The sequence below is a fragment of the Methylomagnum ishizawai genome (assembly GCF_900155475.1).
Lineage (GTDB): Bacteria > Pseudomonadota > Gammaproteobacteria > Methylococcales > Methylococcaceae > Methylomagnum > Methylomagnum ishizawai_A.
In genome coordinates this window covers 4,214,295-4,231,533 of the sequence record NZ_FXAM01000001.1, presented here as the reverse complement: position 1 = coordinate 4,231,533, position 17,239 = coordinate 4,214,295, and the positions used below count along the sequence as shown (strand labels likewise).

Annotated in this window: 15 protein-coding genes; 10 read left to right on the top strand and 5 right to left on the bottom strand. The window is 62.2% G+C overall.

Annotation, left to right across the window (positions count from 1 at the left end; all coding sequences use genetic code 11):
* Positions 1-26 precede the first annotated feature (26 nt).
* Together gspD and B9N93_RS18980 are read left to right on the top strand one after the other, a co-directional pair.
* A complete protein-coding gene (gene gspD, locus B9N93_RS18985; protein WP_085215791.1) occupies positions 27-2,537 on the top strand; it encodes a type II secretion system secretin GspD in 2,511 nt (836 codons plus the stop codon).
* Positions 2,538-2,816: 279 nt separating this feature from the next.
* Positions 2,817-3,587, top strand: a complete 771-nt coding sequence (locus B9N93_RS18980) for an elongation factor-1 alpha (protein WP_085215790.1) — start codon at positions 2,817-2,819, stop codon at positions 3,585-3,587.
* Here the strand turns inward: B9N93_RS18980 and B9N93_RS18975 are convergent.
* Positions 3,584-4,897, bottom strand: coding sequence for a YhjD/YihY/BrkB family envelope integrity protein (locus B9N93_RS18975; protein WP_176225331.1), 1,314 nt, complete (start codon positions 4,895-4,897; stop codon positions 3,584-3,586). The two genes, B9N93_RS18980 and B9N93_RS18975, sit on opposite strands and share 4 nt — an antisense overlap.
* 235 nt (positions 4,898-5,132) lie before the next feature.
* Between B9N93_RS18975 and B9N93_RS18970 the strand changes: the two genes are divergently transcribed.
* The gene (locus B9N93_RS18970) at positions 5,133-6,074 is read left to right on the top strand and encodes a hypothetical protein (protein ID WP_085215788.1); all 942 of its coding nucleotides are present in this window, start codon (positions 5,133-5,135) and stop codon (positions 6,072-6,074) included.
* A 28-nt stretch (positions 6,075-6,102) separates the two neighbouring features.
* Here the strand turns inward: B9N93_RS18970 and B9N93_RS18965 are convergent, their stop codons facing one another.
* From B9N93_RS18965 to B9N93_RS18955, 3 genes are read right to left on the bottom strand one after another with little or no spacing between them, the layout of a single operon-like run.
* Positions 6,103-7,467, bottom strand: coding sequence for a TldD/PmbA family protein (locus B9N93_RS18965; RefSeq protein ID WP_085215787.1), 1,365 nt, complete (start codon positions 7,465-7,467; stop codon positions 6,103-6,105).
* On the bottom strand, positions 7,464-8,936 hold the full coding sequence (locus B9N93_RS18960; protein WP_085215786.1) for a TldD/PmbA family protein: 1,473 nt from the start codon (positions 8,934-8,936) through the stop codon (positions 7,464-7,466). Before B9N93_RS18960 ends, B9N93_RS18965 begins: the two co-directional genes overlap by 4 nt.
* A gap of 59 nt (positions 8,937-8,995) precedes the next feature.
* Positions 8,996-10,711, bottom strand: coding sequence for an ABC transporter ATP-binding protein/permease (locus B9N93_RS18955; protein ID WP_085215785.1), 1,716 nt, complete (start codon positions 10,709-10,711; stop codon positions 8,996-8,998).
* 450 nt (positions 10,712-11,161) lie between these two features.
* On the opposite strand from B9N93_RS18955, the gene B9N93_RS26475 reads away from it, so the two are divergent.
* Entirely contained in the window at positions 11,162-11,284 is a 123-nt protein-coding gene (locus tag B9N93_RS26475) for a hypothetical protein (protein ID WP_254899436.1), read from the top strand.
* 72 nt (positions 11,285-11,356) lie between these two features.
* On the opposite strand, the gene B9N93_RS18950 is transcribed toward B9N93_RS26475, so the two are convergent.
* Positions 11,357-12,238, bottom strand: coding sequence for a L,D-transpeptidase family protein (locus B9N93_RS18950; protein ID WP_125469063.1), 882 nt, complete (start codon positions 12,236-12,238; stop codon positions 11,357-11,359).
* A gap of 370 nt (positions 12,239-12,608) precedes the next feature.
* Here B9N93_RS18950 and B9N93_RS18945 point away from each other — a divergent pair, with 370 nt between their 5' ends.
* From B9N93_RS18945 to B9N93_RS18925, 6 genes are all read left to right on the top strand, one after another.
* Positions 12,609-12,953, top strand: coding sequence for a c-type cytochrome (locus B9N93_RS18945; RefSeq protein ID WP_254899435.1), 345 nt, complete (start codon positions 12,609-12,611; stop codon positions 12,951-12,953).
* A gap of 126 nt (positions 12,954-13,079) precedes the next feature.
* On the top strand, positions 13,080-14,513 hold the full coding sequence (locus B9N93_RS18940; RefSeq protein WP_085215784.1) for a transglycosylase SLT domain-containing protein: 1,434 nt from the start codon (positions 13,080-13,082) through the stop codon (positions 14,511-14,513).
* A 121-nt stretch (positions 14,514-14,634) separates the two neighbouring features.
* The gene (locus B9N93_RS18935) at positions 14,635-14,907 is read left to right on the top strand and encodes a hypothetical protein (RefSeq protein ID WP_085215783.1); all 273 of its coding nucleotides are present in this window, start codon (positions 14,635-14,637) and stop codon (positions 14,905-14,907) included.
* The gene (locus B9N93_RS18930) at positions 14,904-15,290 is read left to right on the top strand and encodes a type II toxin-antitoxin system VapC family toxin (protein ID WP_085215782.1); all 387 of its coding nucleotides are present in this window, start codon (positions 14,904-14,906) and stop codon (positions 15,288-15,290) included. Before B9N93_RS18935 ends, B9N93_RS18930 begins: the two co-directional genes overlap by 4 nt.
* 510 nt (positions 15,291-15,800) lie before the next feature.
* Positions 15,801-16,406: a DUF6438 domain-containing protein gene (locus B9N93_RS24955; RefSeq protein WP_125469062.1), complete on the top strand. Its 606-nt coding sequence runs from the start codon at positions 15,801-15,803 to the stop codon at positions 16,404-16,406.
* A gap of 128 nt (positions 16,407-16,534) precedes the next feature.
* Positions 16,535-17,065 carry an REP-associated tyrosine transposase gene (locus tag B9N93_RS18925; protein ID WP_085215781.1) on the top strand — a complete coding sequence of 177 codons (531 nt, stop codon included), beginning with the start codon at positions 16,535-16,537 and terminating at the stop codon, positions 17,063-17,065.
* Positions 17,066-17,239: the final 174 nt, after the last annotated feature.

Below are 17,239 nucleotides of genomic sequence, written 5' to 3'. Positions count from 1 at the left end.
ATCATCGCACTTTTAAGAACACATCCATGCATAACAAGAGAAACCGATTCGTGGCCGTCTCGGTGTTGGCCGCACTGGGAATGTCCGGTTGCCAGCAATTGGGGTCCAAGGCGGCGCAAAAAATCCGGCTACCGGCCAATCTCGTCCTCGAGAACCCCAATGCTCCCGATTCGCGCCCGATGCAGAGCGAAGCCTTGGCCGCCACGCCCACCCGGCCTCCCGAAATCTATCCCGCCACCGGCAGCACACTGGGGCCGGTGGAGGGTTCCTATGCCGCCCCCGAGCGCTACGCTCCGGTCGGCCCGGCCCCCACCGGGAAACGCGCCCCCAGTCGCAAGGAGGGCAAATACACCCTCAATTTCGACGACGCCGACCTCAACGAGGTGGCCAAGACCATCCTCGACGAGACTTTGAAGATCAACTACGTGTTGAGTCCCAAGGTGACGGGCAAGGTGACGCTGCAAACCACCCGCCCCCTGGCCGAGGACGAACTCATCCCCACCCTGGAAATGCTGCTCAGGATGAACGGCGCGGTCCTCATCAAGGACCACGACATGTACCGCATCGAACCCGACGCCAACGCCTTGATCGATGCGCCGGGGCCGAAACTCGGCCTGTCGGGGCAGGCCATGCCGCCGGGTTATCAACTGCGGGTGGTGCCCCTGCGCTATGTCGGGGTCGGGGAAATGCAAAAGGTGTTGGAACCCCTGATGCCACCCAAGGCCGTGGTCCGCGCCGACATGCCGCGCAATATGCTGATGCTGGCCGGCACGGCGGAAGAATTGGAAGCCGTGTTGGAAACCATCCGGCTGTTCGATGTGGATTTCATGCGCGGTATGTCGGTGGGCGTGTTTCCCTTGAAGAATGTCGAGCCCGCCATCGTGGCCGAGGAACTCGACAAGGTGCTGGGCGATACCGCCAAGGGGCCGCTGGCCGGGGTGGTGCGGATGATGCCTATCGAGCGGCTCAACGCCATCCTGGTGGTGACGCCGCAGCCGCGCTATCTCGACGAGGTGGAAACCTGGATCGAGCGCCTCGACCGCTATACCACCAACCGGGCTGGTGGCATCCATGTCTACCGGGTGCAGAACGTGGACGCGATGGAATTGGCCAATACCCTGAGCAATATTTTCGGCCAGGGCGGTGGGCGCGGTGGTCGGCCTTCGTTGACGCCGGGTTCGCAGGGTAGCCAACTCGGCGGCGGTGGCGGCTCCTTCGGGGGGAACTACGGCAGCGGCGGCGGCGCGTTCGGTGGTTCTTCCGGGAGTGGCGGCGGCTTGACCAGCAGTTCCAGCGACCTGGGCAGCTCGTCGTCCGGGAGCGGAAGTTCATCCTCGTTCGGGTCCAGCGGCTCGATGGGCAGCCTGGGTTCGAGCGGCAGTTCCAGCGGCAGTGGCGGCTTGGGCGGCAGTTCCAGCAGCGGGTTGGGCGGAAGCGGCAGCAGCGGCAGCGGCAGTGGTAGCGGTAGCTTCGGTGGCAGTGGCGGCGGTTTCGGTGGCGGCATAGGCCGGGGTGGTTCCGGCGGCGGGCAGCGCGGGCGCGGCAGCGCGGCCGCCGATCTCGGTAATATCCGCATCGTGGCCGACCCCGCCAACAACGCCCTCATCATCACCGCCCGCGCCCAGGATTACAAAGAGATCGAATCGGTCATCAAGGAATTGGACGTGCTGCCCTTGCAGGTCTTGATCGACGCCACCATCGCCGAGATCACCCTGACCGACAACCTGAAATATGGCGTCAAATGGTATTTCCAACAGGGTTCCAACGCCGAAGGCTTGTTCGAAGTGCCCGGCAGGAATGTGGGCGACAATGTGTCCAATGCCTTGGGCAGTTCGTCCTTCCAATACTCCTTGGTGATGGCGGGCAAGGATGTCCGGTTGCTATTGAGCGCCCAGGCCGACAAGAACAAGGTCAATATCCTGTCCTCGCCATCCTTGATGGTGCTGAACAACCAGGAAGCCAGCATCAAGGTGGGCGACCAGGTGCCGATCCTGACCGGCCAGTACGGCAATTTCAGCGGTAGCACCAGTACCGGCATCATCAACAACAACCCGGTGTATTCGTCCTACAACTCGGTGCAATACCGCGATACCGGCGTCTTGCTCAATATCCGGCCCAGGGTCAACGCCGGCGGCTTGGTCATCATGGACATCGCCCAGGCGGTGGACGATGTGAAGGAACAGACTTCCGGCAACATCAACTCCCCGACCATCACCCAGCGCCAGATCAAAAGCTCGGTCGCGGTCGCCAATGGCGAAACCTTGGTGTTGGGTGGCCTGATTAAGGAGAACATCACCAACAACCGCAGCGGCGTTCCGCTGTTGTTCGAACTGCCGATCATCGGCGATTTGTTCGGCCAGACCACCAAGAACTTGAGCCGCCAGGAATTGGTGATCCTGCTGACGCCCAGGGTGGTGGAAAGCCGCCCCAAGGCGCGGGAAATCACCAACGAATTCCGCCGCAAGCTAACGGGGCTTTATGAAAGCAGGCCGATGCGGATAGATGGGGAAACCGCCATCATCAATGCGCCGCAATGACCTGGGATGGGCCGGACTCCCCGGCTTCCGCCCGAAATAGCCCATCCGCCACCAGACCCTTGACTTCCGGTACCACACCGGAAGCCACCGCCCCGGAACGCCGGAAGCCTTGGATTGCCGGAGGTTCCGGCGGTTTCCCGGCCATCCCCGTCCTACGGGCGGGGGATTTTTTCCCGGCGGGTGACATTCCATGCCGCTCTTCCGCTGTTGAACGGCCCCGGCGGGCGGGGTCTAATCGGTCCATCTTTTTCATAACGGGGACCGCCCCGGAGGAGCCACATGATCCAAATCAACACCCTCGCCCGTTTGCCCTTGGCCTACAAGGTGCTTTACACCGGGTTCCTGCTGGTCATCGGCGTCGGCCTGATGATGGCCGGGGCGCAAATCATGCTCACCCACGGCATGGCCGACGGCAAACCCGGCCTTTCGATCAACGACATCGTTTATAGCTATTACGGCAACCGCTCCGGCTCCAAGCTGGAAGCCATGCTCAACGGCCAGATGAAGCCCATGGCCCCGGACGACGTGCGTTTCGAGTTGATCCAATGGGCGCGGGATGGTGGCCAGATCACCCAATGGTCGTCCCAGGTCGAGCCGATCATGCAGCAATACTGCGTGTCCTGCCATAACGCCGGTTCCACGCTGCCCGATTTCGCCAAGTTCGAGAACGTGAAGAAAGTGGCCGAGGTGGACGAGGGCCAGAGCGTCTCCCAATTGACCCGCGTCTCCCATATCCATTTGTTCGGCATCGCCTTCATCTTCTTGTTCGTGGGCTGGATTTTCGGCTTGGCGCAGCATCCCCTGCGCACCAAGTTGATCTTGATCGCCACGCCCTTCGTGTTCCTGCTGCTGGATATCCTGTCCTGGTGGCTGACCAAGTACATGCCGGTGTTCGCCTGGCTGACCATGATCGGCGGTATCGGCTATAGCCTGGCCTCGACGGCGATGATCTTCACCGCCCTGGCCCAGATGTGGCTACCCCAGGAGCAATGGCCGGCCTACTGGACTTCCGAGGAAACCGCCGCCACGTCCGACACCCAGGGCGGTTAAGGCCGCTCTTCCGTGGCTGGGGTCCGCCGGTCGCCATCGGCGGTCCCCAGCCAATCCCGCAAGCTCATCCCATCCACCGCGCCGCTGCGGGCTGCCTGTAGGCGGCGCATCACTTCCTCGACCACGGGTGGCTTCAAGGCCGGATCGTGGGGCGCGTCGGCGGGGCCGGACTCGGCGTCGAGGGCGTCCAGGATGTCCAACAGGGTCACGGAGCCCAGTTCGCGGGCGGGCAGGTAGGCCGTGTTGTCCGGGTCCACCGCGATGACGAGTCCGCGCCGCCGCAGGGCTTCCAGCACCTCCTCCACGCAGCGGCAAGGCAGGCCCAAGGTGGTCGCCAGCGCGTCCAAGGTCCAGGGCGGCGCGCCCCGCTGGAAGCGTTCCGCCAAAAGATACATCACCGTCAGCCCCACCCGCCGCGACGAGGCATAGCCCAGTCGGAAACCGCGCCGTTCCAGCCGGGGATGCGCCGGATGCTGGACATAGAACGAAATATCCACCCCCACCAGCAGGATCAGCCAATTCACGTAGAGCCAGATCATGAACACGATCAGGATGGCGAAACTGGAATAGATCGCCTGATACTGCGCCGAACCCGCCACGAACAGGCCGAACAGCCAGCCCACCAAGCGCCAACCCAGCCCAGCGGCGATCCCGCCCGCCAAGGCCGCTTTGAGCCGCACGCGGGTGTTGGGGATGAACAGATAGAGGAAGGTGAAGGCCGCGATCATCAGGAGGTTGGGCAGCAAGCGGACCAGGAGGTAATACAGCGTCCCGAACGGTTCCAGCGAGATGATGGCTTTCACGATCTCGTGGCTGCTCAGCGAGGCCATCAGCCCCAGCGCCGAGAACACCAAAACCGGCCCGACCAGGAGGACGCTGAGGTATTCGCTGAACCTGCGGCGGAAACCCCGCGATTGGCCCACCCGCCAAATCTGGTTGAAGCAATCCTCGATCTTCTGCAACAGCGACAGCACCGTGTAGAACAACAGGGCGAAGCCGGTGAAGCCCAACACCCCTACGTCGAGGTTATTGACGAAGCCGATGATGCGGTCGGTGATTTCCACCGCCTGGGCATCGCCCAGGGGATCGAGGATTTCCAGCAGCAAGGGCCGCATCTGGTTGTGGGCGCCGAAGGCTTGCAGCACCGAGAAGCTGACCGCCAGCAGCGGGGCCAGCGACAGCAGGGTGGTGTAGACCAGGCTGGTGGCGCGGAGGTCCAGGCCGCCTTCGGTGATATCGCGGAACAGGATTTCCAGGAAGTTGCGGGCGGTGTGGAGGTGGCGCTTGAACCAGTCGGGTAGGTTGGCCATGGCGGGATTTCCTGTCTGTGAATCTGGGGTTCGACCCCGCGCCGGACGATGTCTTCCGGCGGCCCGGTGGAATTTCCGGCACCGGGCTTGAACGGACAAGCCCGATACCGCAGTATCTCCCCTCCGCCCAGCCCGGAATGGCTTGGGACATGGGCACGAAGACCGTTTTCCGCGGTGGGCCGAAGCCCGCGCCATCTCCATTATCGAAGTCGAACATTCTCCGGGAGGAAGGACCATGATGCCATCGACCCAAACCGGCGCCCGGTGCGCGGCCTTTTGGCCCGTCCTGTTGCTTGCGGGCTGCCTGTCGGCGCAAACCGATGCCCAGTCCCGGTCCGCCGCGTTGCCGACGCTTTATTATGCCGGCGGGGTACAGGGGGTCGCCGACCTGGCGGACCCCGCCCGTTCCCAGCGGTACCGGGCGGCGGGTGGTGGCTTGTACCTGCATAGCTGGGCTTGGTATTTCAAACTCAACGATGCCCAGCGCCGCCAAATCCTGGAAGCCTTCCGGGGCGCTCCGGTGGGCATCGAGATCGGGTTCAAAGGCGACGATGCCGCCGCCGCCGAGGTGGCCCGGCAAATCAAGAAGTACTACCTCGACCTCGGGGTCCGTCCGGCCTTCATGGCCTCGAACGTGTTCAACAAGCGCGACCGCGAGCAATTCACCTTGGAGGAATGGCGGAATTTCCAGGCGACTCTGCGGCGGCTGGGGGTGCCCGCATCGACGCCGATCATGCCGACCTTCGAGTATCAGAATGGCAAGAAGCTGGACATCCTACAGCGGAACAAGGTGAGCGAATCAGCGCTGTTCCAGGCGTTGGTGAAGACCGGGGGCGGCATCGTGCTGGATACCCCGCCCGGTTTCGCCCTGCAACAAGACGAGATTTACCGGCTATGGGTGGTGGACGCCATCCGCTGGACCCAGGGCCAGGGCTTGCCCGCCATCCTGATCGTCTCGCCCCACCATTCGGGCACCCAATGGGTCCGGGATACCCGGCAATATCTCGATTATCTCGACCAACACCGCGCCATGCCCACGGCCTTCGTGTGCGAAAACTACAACCCGAAACCCCCGGCGGGCTATCCCAACGGCGTGGGCGAGGAGGGCGACCCCAACACCGATCTGGGCATGTGCTGGAATTTGATGAAAAACCGGACAGCGCCGGGCCGACCCTAAAGCATCGCCAAAGCCGGCGGCGGGAAGTTCACAGGGTGAAACGGAAATCGCCCACCAACGCCCCCGGCACCCGGCACCCGCCCAAGGCCCGTCGCCCATAGGTGTCGATGTTCACCTGGGTCTCGGCCTCGCGGGTCAGGGCCAGGAGTTCCGGGCCGAATACCCGGTACAGGCTTTCATCGAAGCGCAAATCCCGGATCGGCGCGACGATTTCGCCGCCTTCCACCCAGAAGCAGGCATAGCGGGTCATGCCGGTGACGCGGGCGTTCTGGGTGTCGCTCCAATTGAGATAATGCAGGTTGCCGATATAAAGGCCGGTGTCCAGGGCTTTCAGCGCTTCGGCTTCCGGTAAATCGCCCGCCCCGACTTCCGGCGAGCGCAGAAATTCGCCGCTCCAGCCTTCCGGTTCGGCGGCATTGGATACCGCGCCGTATTCCTGGGCGGAACGGGCGCTGACCAGGAGGTTGCGCAACTGGCCGCGCTCGATCACCGGGAGCCGGGCCGGGGCCGTTTCGCCCAAGCTGTTGAAACGCGGGCTGAGGCCCAGGTCGAAGTTCTCCGCCAGATTGAACAGCGGCGACAGTTCCGCTTCGCCCTCCACCAGCTTGCGTAGGGCCGAATCGCCTTTCTTCCACGCGCCATAGCTGACCGCGCCCCAGGAAAACATCCCCACCAATTCGGCCACGGCGGCGGGTGCGAAATAAACCCGGTAGCCGCCGGGCGGCAAGGCGCGGCTATCGCGGCGCAACAGTTCCAGCCGGGCGCGGCTCCCGGCCACGCTGGCGGCGCAGCGTTCCGCCTGCCAGGTCCGGTCGGCGTACAAGCCTTTCACCGCCTTGTTTTCCCCGGCGGCGTTCACGGTGTAGAGCGAATAATCCAGGAAGAAGGATTCGGTCGCGAACCAATGGTTCTGCCCCAGCGAATTGCGGGTGGCGCGGATTTGCGGCCCCATCGCGAAGAAGCCGGTGAAATCGGTGCCCGCCGTGAGTCCGGCGATCTGGTCGATGGCGGTGGCGGGGTCCGGCCAGTCGCCGGGATGCTGGTGGGTGCTGCCGCCGTGGTTCGCCATCGGCACCAAGAACGGGTCTTCCGGCAGGACGCGGGTTTCGGCACGGGCGCGGGCGACGAGGGAACCGAGGGTGGCCGCGTCCTGCGCCACTTGGCCCGACAGGTCGAAGCCCAGTACCAGCCGACGGCCATGGGCTTGGAAGTTCAGCGACAGATGGCGCTGCGCCACGTCGGTGGCCTGCCGCACCTTGGAATCGTTGAAGCGCAGATAGGTCTGCGCCTCCGCGCCCAGGTTGAGGTTGAGTTCCTCGCCGGTCTGGAGTCCGGCGAAAGCGCCCTCGGCCAGCCGGTCGAACAGGGCGTGGGTTTGCTCGGTAAAATTCATGCGTCACCTCCGAACACTTCCACATTGGCGAATAAACAGGGCGGCGAGGCATGGCCGACCCGGATGATTTGGTTGGGTTCGCCCTTGCCGCAATAGGGCGTGCCATAGGCGCGGAATTCCTCCGGGTTGCCCACCGCCGTGAGCGAACGCCAGAACGGCACGCTGATGCCGCGGTAGTTCGGGTTCTTGACGACCTGGGCCAAGCGCCCATCCTCGATCAAACGGGCGTATTCGCAGCCGAATTGGAATTTGTTGCGGTAATCGTCGATGGACCAGGAGCGGTTGGCTTCCATGTAGATGCCGCGTTCGACCGAAGCGATCATGGCTTCCAGCGAGGACGCGCCCGGTTCCAGGTTGATATTGGCCATGCGGTCGATGGGGGCGCGGTTCCAACTGGCCGAGCGGAAATTGGCAACGCCGGGCAGGCCGGAACGGGCTTGGCTTTCCAAGCCGCCCAGGCCGCGCAGCAGCAGCCCATCCTGGATGAGATATTCGCGCCGGGCCGGAGCGCCACCGTCGTCGTAGGCATAGGCGGCGAATTGGCCCGCCAAACCGGGATCGAAAACGATGTTCATCAGCGCCGAGCCATAGCGCAACTGGCCGAAATCCTCCGGCTTGACGAAGCTCCAGCCCGCGTAATTGCGCTCGTCGCCGAGGATGCGGTCGAGTTCCAAGGGATGGCCTACCGACTCATGGATTTGCAGCAGCATTTGGTCCGGGGCCAGGATCAGGTCCAAGGTTTCGTTGGGGCAGTCCTGGGCATCCAGCAGTGCCAAGGCTTCCCGGCCCACCCGTTCGCATTCGTCGTAGAGCCGGTCCCAGTCGTAGGCTTCCGCCCCGGCTTGCCAGCAGCGGGCGGTCGGGCCGTTGAGCGAGCGTTGCTGGGTTGCGCCGCCGTCCTGGGCGATGGCGACGAAGTTCTGGCCGGCCATCAGGAAACTTTGGCTGATATCGCTACCGTTGGAGGACACATAGCGCAGTTCGGTCTCGACCAGATTGGCCTCGGCGGTGGCGGTGACGATGCGGTCGGAAACCTGCAAGCGCCGGGTGGCTTCGATCAGGCGGGCGGTGAATTCGGCGAGGTCGGCGGCGGCGAGGTCGATCCGGCGCGGGCTGTGGTAGCGGCCTTGGGCTGGGGGGCGTTGGGCTTCGGAATAGCCGAATAGCTTGTGGCGGGCCGAGGCGCGGGCCAAGGCGGCGGCGCGGCGGGCGGCGCGGACGATGCCCGTGGCGGATAGGTCGCTGGTGCCGGCGTAGGCGATTTGCCCATCGACCAGGGCTTCGACCATCGCGCCGCGTTCGATGGACACCGAGTTTTGCTCGGAACGGCCATTGCGGGCGGTGCGGCGGTGGCTGGTTTCCTGGGAATAGCGCAGCCCGATCCAATCGGCTTCGGCGCGGATCAGGCCGAGGGCGGCGAGGGGATCGAATCCGGGGAGTTCGGCTTGCAAGGCGAGTGCGGTGGACATGGGCGGTTCAAACGGTCGGGGGGTGGTAGGGAAAGGGCAGCGGCTAGACACCCTACGGGTTAAGACGGTTCGGGCCGGAGCAAGGTCCAGGTCCACGGTCCCGTGCCCGAGAGTTCCAACACGGCATCGTAGGCTTGCCGGGGTTCGCCGGGCGGGGCGAAATGGAGATAGGTGATGCCGCGCTCGTCCAGCATCGCCAGCAGCCGGGCGATCTGCTCGGCGTCCAGGGCCGAGCCTAGCCGGTCCAGCAGGGCGAACCGGGGCGCGGCGATGAACAGCCGGGCGAAGGCCACCCATTGCTGTTCCGCCAGCGACAACAGGCTGCCCCATTGTTGTTCGACATCCAGCCCGCCCGCCCGCTCGACCAGGGCTTCCAGGCGCAGCGCCTCCAATACGGCCATGATCTGGCGGTCATCGACCGCGTGTTCCTGGCCGGTGCGCAGCAGCGATTCGCGCAGGGTTCCGGGCGGTAGATAAGGCCGCTCCGGCAGGAACATCATTTGGTCCAGCCCCGGATGCGCCACACAGCCCGCCCCCAAGTCCCATAAGCCCCCGGTGGCGCGGAACAAGGCCACACTGGCGCCGTGGTCCGGTCCCGTGACCAAGACCCGCCGTCCTTCCGGGATGTCGATGGACAAATCCTCGACCAAGACATGGCCGTGGTTGTTCTGGGCGCGCAAGGTCAGGTGTTCGTAGCCCAGATGGCCGCCGTCGGCGTGGGTTTCGATGGCGCAGAGCCGGGGCGTCCGCGCCTGCTCCATGGCCTCGGCCAGTGCGCCCAGGCGGGCGATGACCGCCGCGAACGAGGAGATCGACTGGAACTGGGTCACCACCAGCGAGAACGCGCCCAGCAAGTGGGCGAAGGCCATCGCCGCCTGGGTGATGACGCCGAACTCGGCCTCGCCGCGCATGAACATCGGGGCCACCACCAGGGCCGGGATGATCTGCACCATGGAGTTGTAGCCGGTGGTGAAGAAGCCCAGGTTGCGGTTGATGGTGATGATCTTGCGGAAATTGGCGACCACTTCGTCGAAATGGCGCAGGATGCGGCCCTTGACCCGGCCCTCGCGGCGCAGGATGGCGATGGATTCGGCGTTCTCGCGCACATGGATGAGGTCGGAGCGGAAGGTGGCTTCCTTGTCGAACTGGGCGTAGTTGAAGCCGACCAAGGGCCGCCCCAGCACGAAGGTCATATAAGAGCCGAACAGTGAATACAACACTGTCACCGCGAACAGCACGGGGCTGATGCTCCACATCACCCCGGAGAACGCCAGCACGGTGAAGGCGCTGTTGAGCAGCATCAGGGCGAAGGACAGGGTGGTGGTGGTGAAGGCTTTCACGTCCTCGGCGATGCGTTGGTCGGGGTTGTGGACTTCGCCGTTTTCCGCCAGCCGGTCGTTGAGGCGGTAATAGGTGGGATGTTCCAGGTAGAAGCCGACCAGCCGCCGGGTCAGCCATTCGCGCCAGAGGAGGCCCAGCCGTTCCTCGGTGTAGCGGTAGAGGACCGCCACCGCCGTGGCCAGGGCGAACACGCCGACATAGACGAAGGCCTGAGCGACGAAATCCTGGGTGTCGCGGTGTTCGATGGCGGTCATGAAGTCGCGGCCCACGTAGCTGCTCAGCACGTTCAGGCCGTTGACGCCCAGCAGCAGCAGGAATAGCAGGCCGAACATCAGGGCGGCTTGGCGGCCGATCCCGGAGGATTTGAGGTTCTTGACGACCGTGACGAACCGATCCCAGGTTCGCCGGTCGAGGATGACTTCGTTATCGTTCATGGTAGGGTCGGTGGTAGGGAGTGGAAGGGGCGCCAAGGGTCGCGGCGGGCCGGGAATGGCGGTGTCGGGGCTGGAGGCATTCTAGCAGGTCGCCGCCGCCGCTCGCGGGCTGGGCTTGAACGCGGGTGGGCTTAGGAAAGCCATCGCCCCGCCGATAATACAGTTATGGATGGGCGGGCGATAACGGCCCCAAGCGCGAAAAAGCCTTGGCGCTCCGGCTTGGAGGACGGGGCAATGGCTGTCGGCCCAATCCCGGGCGGATCGGAGCCAGGGCGGAAGCTGTGGCGAAGGCGCTAATGGATGGTTTAAGCTGCCGCCGCGTCAAATACCCGTGGAGCGGCAGCGATGATCCATAGCCAGCAGCAACTTTTCGAGCCACACTCCGCCCGGTCCACCGGCCATGGTCCCACGGGGCCGGGCCGGATAACGGAACCCAGAGAGGGCGGTGTCATGCGCGACGCGATGATCGAACGCGAATTGAATGAACACACGATGGCCGCGGTATGGAAATACCTGAAAACCATCGCCTGGATCCATCTACAAAGCTTGCTGGCCGAGGTGCCGGCCAAATGAGGCACTTGGTAGCCTTCGGGCCGGGTGGGCTTGGACAAGCCCCCGGCCCGAAGGCCGCTCCCGGATGTGGGATCAGCGGACCTTGCGGTTGGCGGCGGGATCGGGCCGGTTGCTGGAGACCTTGACCGGATTGTTCTTGGCGGCCTTGGCCGGCCCGCTGTGGGAGAGCGCCAGGATTTCCCCGGTGATTTCCTCGTACAGCTCGTCGGTCCAACCGGGCAGGCCGGGCTGGTCCGGGTCCAACGGGGCGATCCTGGGATCGTGCGGGGCGATCACCACCTTGATATTGTCGGTGCCCACATGGGCCGCCAGCACGAACAATTCTTCGATGGCCGCGTCGCCCATGGCGAGGCAACCCGCCGACACCGCCTTGCCGTGGATGAAAATATCCGAACCCGGCTCTTCCCGGCCTTCCTCGTTGGCGTGGAACAAATCGTACTCGTTGGGATAATTCAGCTTCATCGACAGGTGGTAGTTGCTGTTGGGGTTCAGCCGGGTGATGCGGTAAACCCCCTCGGGCACCTGCCGGTCGCCCTTCCTGAGCTTGGGTCCGGTGACGCCGCTCGCCGCCTGGATGTCGTAGGCGCGGATGAAGCGGAATCCGGGATGGTTCCAATCCTTGGCCCAGACCTCCAGCTTCCTTTCCCGCTTCAGCCCGACCAAGGCCAGTTCGCTGGGCGGATAGGCCACCCCGGCTTCCTGGAAATAGGGCCGGAGCTGGCTGACCGCGTAGGGCGCGAAGCTCTCCAACACCTCGTCCACGCTATGCTCGCCCGGCGGCAAGGGTTCGCGGGGGGCGATCAAGCCGGGATGGCGCGGGGCGTGGGCCAGGTGCTCGCGCTCGATCTTGATCGAGGCCGTGCCTTTGCCGGGGGATGGGGAATTGCTGGCGCAGGCGGCCAGCAACAGGGTGGCGGTGAACAAGCCCAGGAATCTGCTGTTGTTGTCCATCATGGTGTTTGGGGTCGGTGGCTTGGAATAAACAAAAATACGGTGCAAGCTGAGTCGGGTTCCGCCGGTTCCGGGCGGAGGATCGGTGCTTTGCATAGGGGGATACTTGGGGTTATCGGCGGCGGGGGAAGCCGGGGGTCCGGCCGGCGGGCCGGGAGTGCGCTGTCATGGTCCGGGAACTCCCTTGGCCGCGTCCATCGTCAAGGATATCCACCGATGATGCCAAAAACCGGCGAAATCCTCAATTCGGCCTTGTTGCACTCCCACTTGTTTGAAATAATTTTTGCCCGGCTTGCCATGCCTCGGGGCCAATCCTTGGGAGGCGGGGGTCGAATAATGAATTCTTTCTTTAAATAACAAATGGAATGAGACCATGAAGATCAATCAATCCTTGAAGGGCATGCTGCTGGTGGCTGGTGTCGTGTTCGCGGGTTCCGCGTTCGCCGAGGAGCCCGCCGAAATCGGCAAGAAGATCTACGAGCGTGCCTTTGGCCGGGGTTGCGGCACTTGTCATGACGTTCAGCCGAACCCGAACCTGTTCGAGAGCGTCAACAAGCTGAGCAAGGAAGAATTCACCGCCGTGCTGGTCAATGGCCGCAACGCCATGCCCAAGGCGATGGACCAGATCATGGCCATGGGTCCGGTCAAGAGCGCCGGCCTGACCCAGGATCAAGCGGTGGACGCCTTGATCGCCTTCCTGAAGGCGGGCAAGAAATAAGCCATTCATTCGGAATGCCGTCGAACGCCGGGTTTTTCCCGGCGTTTTGCGTTGTGGGATGGCAAAATCCGGGGGCTTGGCCAGTATCCATTCCCCAGGGGATTCCGCGATCAGCGAGGTGTCTTGATGAAAAAAACGACCAGTAAATTATTCGACCCGCGGCGGGGCTGGCGCAAGCCCAGGTTCCTGCCCCAAACGATTCGGCATATGGTGTTTTCCCTGGCGGTGCCGGCCTTGTTCGGCGGCTGCGCCCATCAGGGACGGGTCGATCCCCCGATCAGGGACGCGGCCAAGCTCGGCGAGATCAAGCGGGTGTTCCATATCGGACCCTCCCGCCGCGGCGGTCCCGTCACCGACACCTACGCCGCCACCCTGCCCGAACTTTCCTCCGCCTTCTCGACCGCCGCCATTATCGAAAACATCCTGTCGCGTAAACGGCAAGCCGCCCATTCCGGGACCGGGCCGCTCAGGTTCCCGAAATCCTCCGCCCCGCCGTCTTCCCAGCCCCAGGCTCCCGCCGGTGCCATGGCGAAAGCGCCGGGCGGCGTTAAGATCATCGCCAGTACGGCGGCCCCCCGTAAAGGCCATAAAGCCACGTCCCGCGACGCCTGGGACAGCGTGCGCGGCAACCTGGTCCTGGCCGGCGTCGAACACGAGGCCGTCGCCACCCAGCTCGAAGCCCTGCGCGGCCATCCGGGGGCCGTCGATTTCCTGATGAAGCGTGCCGAACCCTACCTCCAGTACCTTCTTGAGGAAATCGACCGGCAGGGATTGCCCCACGACATGATCCTGGTGCCCATGGTCGAGAGCGCGTTCGAGACCGGGGCGCTCTCGCCCAAGCAGGCGGCGGGCATCTGGCAGTTCATCCCCAGCACCGGGGCGCAATACGGGCTCACCATCACCGAGGGCTACGATGGCCGCTACGACATCCACGCCGCGACCCGCGCCGCGCTGAAATATCTGAAACACCTCAGCGGCCTATTCGGCGGCGATTGGCTGCTGGCCTTGGCGGCCTACAACGCTGGCGAAGGCGCGGTGGGCCGGGCCATCGAGTCCAACCGCAAGGCGGGTGGCACCGGCACGTTCTGGGAGTTGGACCTGCCCGCCGAGACCGAAGCCTATGTGCTGAAAATCCTGACCCTGGCCCATGCGGTCGGCAACCCCGAAGCCCATGGCTTCAAGACGCGGAAGGCCGGACCGCAAGCCTATCTGGCGCGGGTCGAGATCGGTCCCGAGGTGAAGATCGCCGAGGTGGCAGCGGCGGCGGGGATGGCCCCGGAGGAGTTCTACCGCCTCAACCCGGCGTTCAAGCCGGAAGCGCCGCCGCCGCCCCAGACCTATCATTTGCTGATGCCCAAGGAGAAGGCCGAGGCTTTGGCCGGGAACCTGGCGGGGACCAAGGTGTTCGCCATGCGGACGGTGGTGGTGAAGAAAGGCGAAACGCTGTCGATCCTGGCCAAGCGCCATGGCGTGCCGGAACTCAAGCTGGCCGAATGGAACGGGCTGAATCCCAAGACCCCGCTCAAGGCCGGGCAGGAGTTGGTGGTGTTTCCGGTTTGAGTGGGGTTTATTGGCGGCTATGGAAAAAGGCGTCCCAGGGGACGCCTTTTTTATTGGGGCCATGGTCCGGGTTCGATGTGCTAGGATCAGCGTACATCCATAAACGACAGGAGCGTACATCATGGCGATTAGCGCAACCCAGCTGCGCAAGCAGCTTTTCGAGGTGCTGCATGGGATCGAGGCCACGGGCGAGCCGGTGGAAATCGAGCTGAAAAGCACCCGTTTCGTGATCAGCCGGGCCGAACCCGCGCCGCGCTTGGCGCGTTTCCAGCCGCAACGTGATGCCGTCGTTGGCCCGTCCGCTGATTTGGCCGGGTTTTCGCCTTGGGACGAAGCGGCGTGGCGGGACGATTGGGAGGCCCGTTTGCGGGAACCGCCGGGGGAATCGCCATGACGCCATGGGTTCACCTCGACACGCATATTGTGCTGTGGTTGTTCCAAGATACGGATCGGGCATGGCCGCCACGGGTGCGCGGATTGCTGGACGGGGCCGTGTTACGCTATTCGCCGATGGTGGAATTGGAACTGGGCTATTTGCACGAGATTGGCCGGGTACGGGTGCCGCCGGCGCGGGTATTGGGAGCGCTGGAGCCGGTGTTTTCCTTGAGGCCCGCCGACGAGGCATTCCACGATGTGGCCCGGATCGCCTTGACCCTGACCTGGACCCGCGATCCGTTCGACCGATTGATCGTGGCCCAGGCGATTGCCGGTGGTGCGGGGTTGATTACCTATGACGAGACGATCCGCAATAGTTTCGCGGGGGCGATATGGGAATGATAGTGGTGTTTCCGGTTTGATATGTTGCGTATGGCGGAGGAATCCGCCGGATTTCTAAAAGGCGTCCTGGGGGACGCTTTTTTTATGCCTGGCCGGATCGGGGCTCAGCAGACGTATGGGTTATGAGTCGGATATCTTCGCCTTGTAGGGAAAATCCTACAAAAAAATTAGCCTATGCCTACATACAAGCTAGCGCAAAAAAGCGCAAGATTGGTCCTGGTCAACCATCTTAAGCGGGAATCGGCTGATTTGACCAAATTATGGGGTGGGATCGGCCTGGGTTCGGGGTATTTAAGCCAATGGTGTTCGCTATCCTGGCCGGGTTGGGATGTTTGGGGATGGTGGCGCCTGTTCCAGGGCCGTAGGGCGCGGAATAGCGTACTCGCGTATTCCGCCGAATGTGGAATACCGACCATGCGGCGGAATACGCCGGAGTACCGGCTATTCCGCCCTACGTGGGCTGGTTTGTTTAGATGAATTTATTGGCTTAAAAACTGAAGGAAGATAGCTATGAATGGTGAATTTGAAAAAATAACTAGTGTAATCCGTATTTGGCGCGGGTGGATGCGCTACTGTGCCTCAAGCTGGTTAACATATTGTTTTAATAATATATGGAATTTTTGGGTTTATATGCTTATGTGCATGGCTATTTTGTTTGCTTGGCAAGATAGTGCTATCGCAAAAGATAGGCCAGTGATTATTTATGAAAGTGAAGGCGGTATAATGTTTCTAGGGTTATTTAATGTTGTTGTTGAGGTATTTTCAAGTGGAAGGGTGCATTATTTAGGTGGTGGCGAAGGTGTTTACACGCAAGGCCATCGCTATAGTCAGATCAATAAAAAGCAACTTCACGCCTTAGTGAAGGCGTTCGATGATTATAAGTTTTTTGATCTAAATAATAGCTATATTAGTGGGTTTGGCGATAGTGACTCATCGCCGCCAGAGCGAATAACTATTAATAGTAATGGTAGAAAGAAAAGTGTTGTTTTTAATTATAGGAATGAAAAGGCTTTAAAAATTCTGCCTGATTTGATCCTGAAAACAGTGGATTTTAAACGGTGGGTCTGTTTTCCGCCTTCATATCGTAAACATGACCGTTGTCACGTTTGGTATTAATGGTAACTATAGGACTATGGAAATGAGTAGCACAAAGCGACAAGCTATCGAAGGGGTAATTGAAGGAGATAGCCCGCGTAGGTGCGATTAGCGCAGCGTAATCGGACGTATGAATTGAAGAATAAGATATGCCCAATTATCGACGTGCGTTCATCCCTGGCGGCACTTGGTTTTTCACCGTGAACTTGTTGCAGAGGCGTGGTAATCACTTGCTAGTGAGCGAAATCGATTTGTTACCTGTCACGGTGAAGAATGTGAGGGACCACCACCCTTTCCAAATAAATGCCTGGGTTGTCTTGCCTGAACACCTGCATTGCATTTGGACCCTGCCGCCGGGGGACAGCGATTTCAGCACCCGTTGGCGGTTGATCAAAAGCGGGTTTTCGAGGGCACGCCCGAAAACCGAACGCCGTTCCGAAGTCCGCCAAGCGGCGGGGGAGCGCGGCATATGGCAGCGGCATTATTGGGAACATGCGATCCGCGACGACGCCGATTATGAACGCCATGTGGATTACGTGCATATGAACCCGCTCAAGCACGGTTGGGTGCGGCGGGTTTCGGAATGGCTTTATTCGACATTCCATCGGTATGTGGAGAAGGATATTTATCCCATGGATTGGTGCGGCGATGGGAGCATCTCGGTGGCGGGTGATGATTGAAAACCGTCCGATTACGCTGCCGCTAATCGGACCTACGCGGGCTGTTTCATTTGTGGGCGATGGATTGCCGGGGACGAAGGCCGCTGGGATTGGCAGGGTGGCATTCGTCCAACTCAATGCTTCATCAGTATATGGGTAAGGTATTTATTCCATGGGCATGAATAAATCATCGCG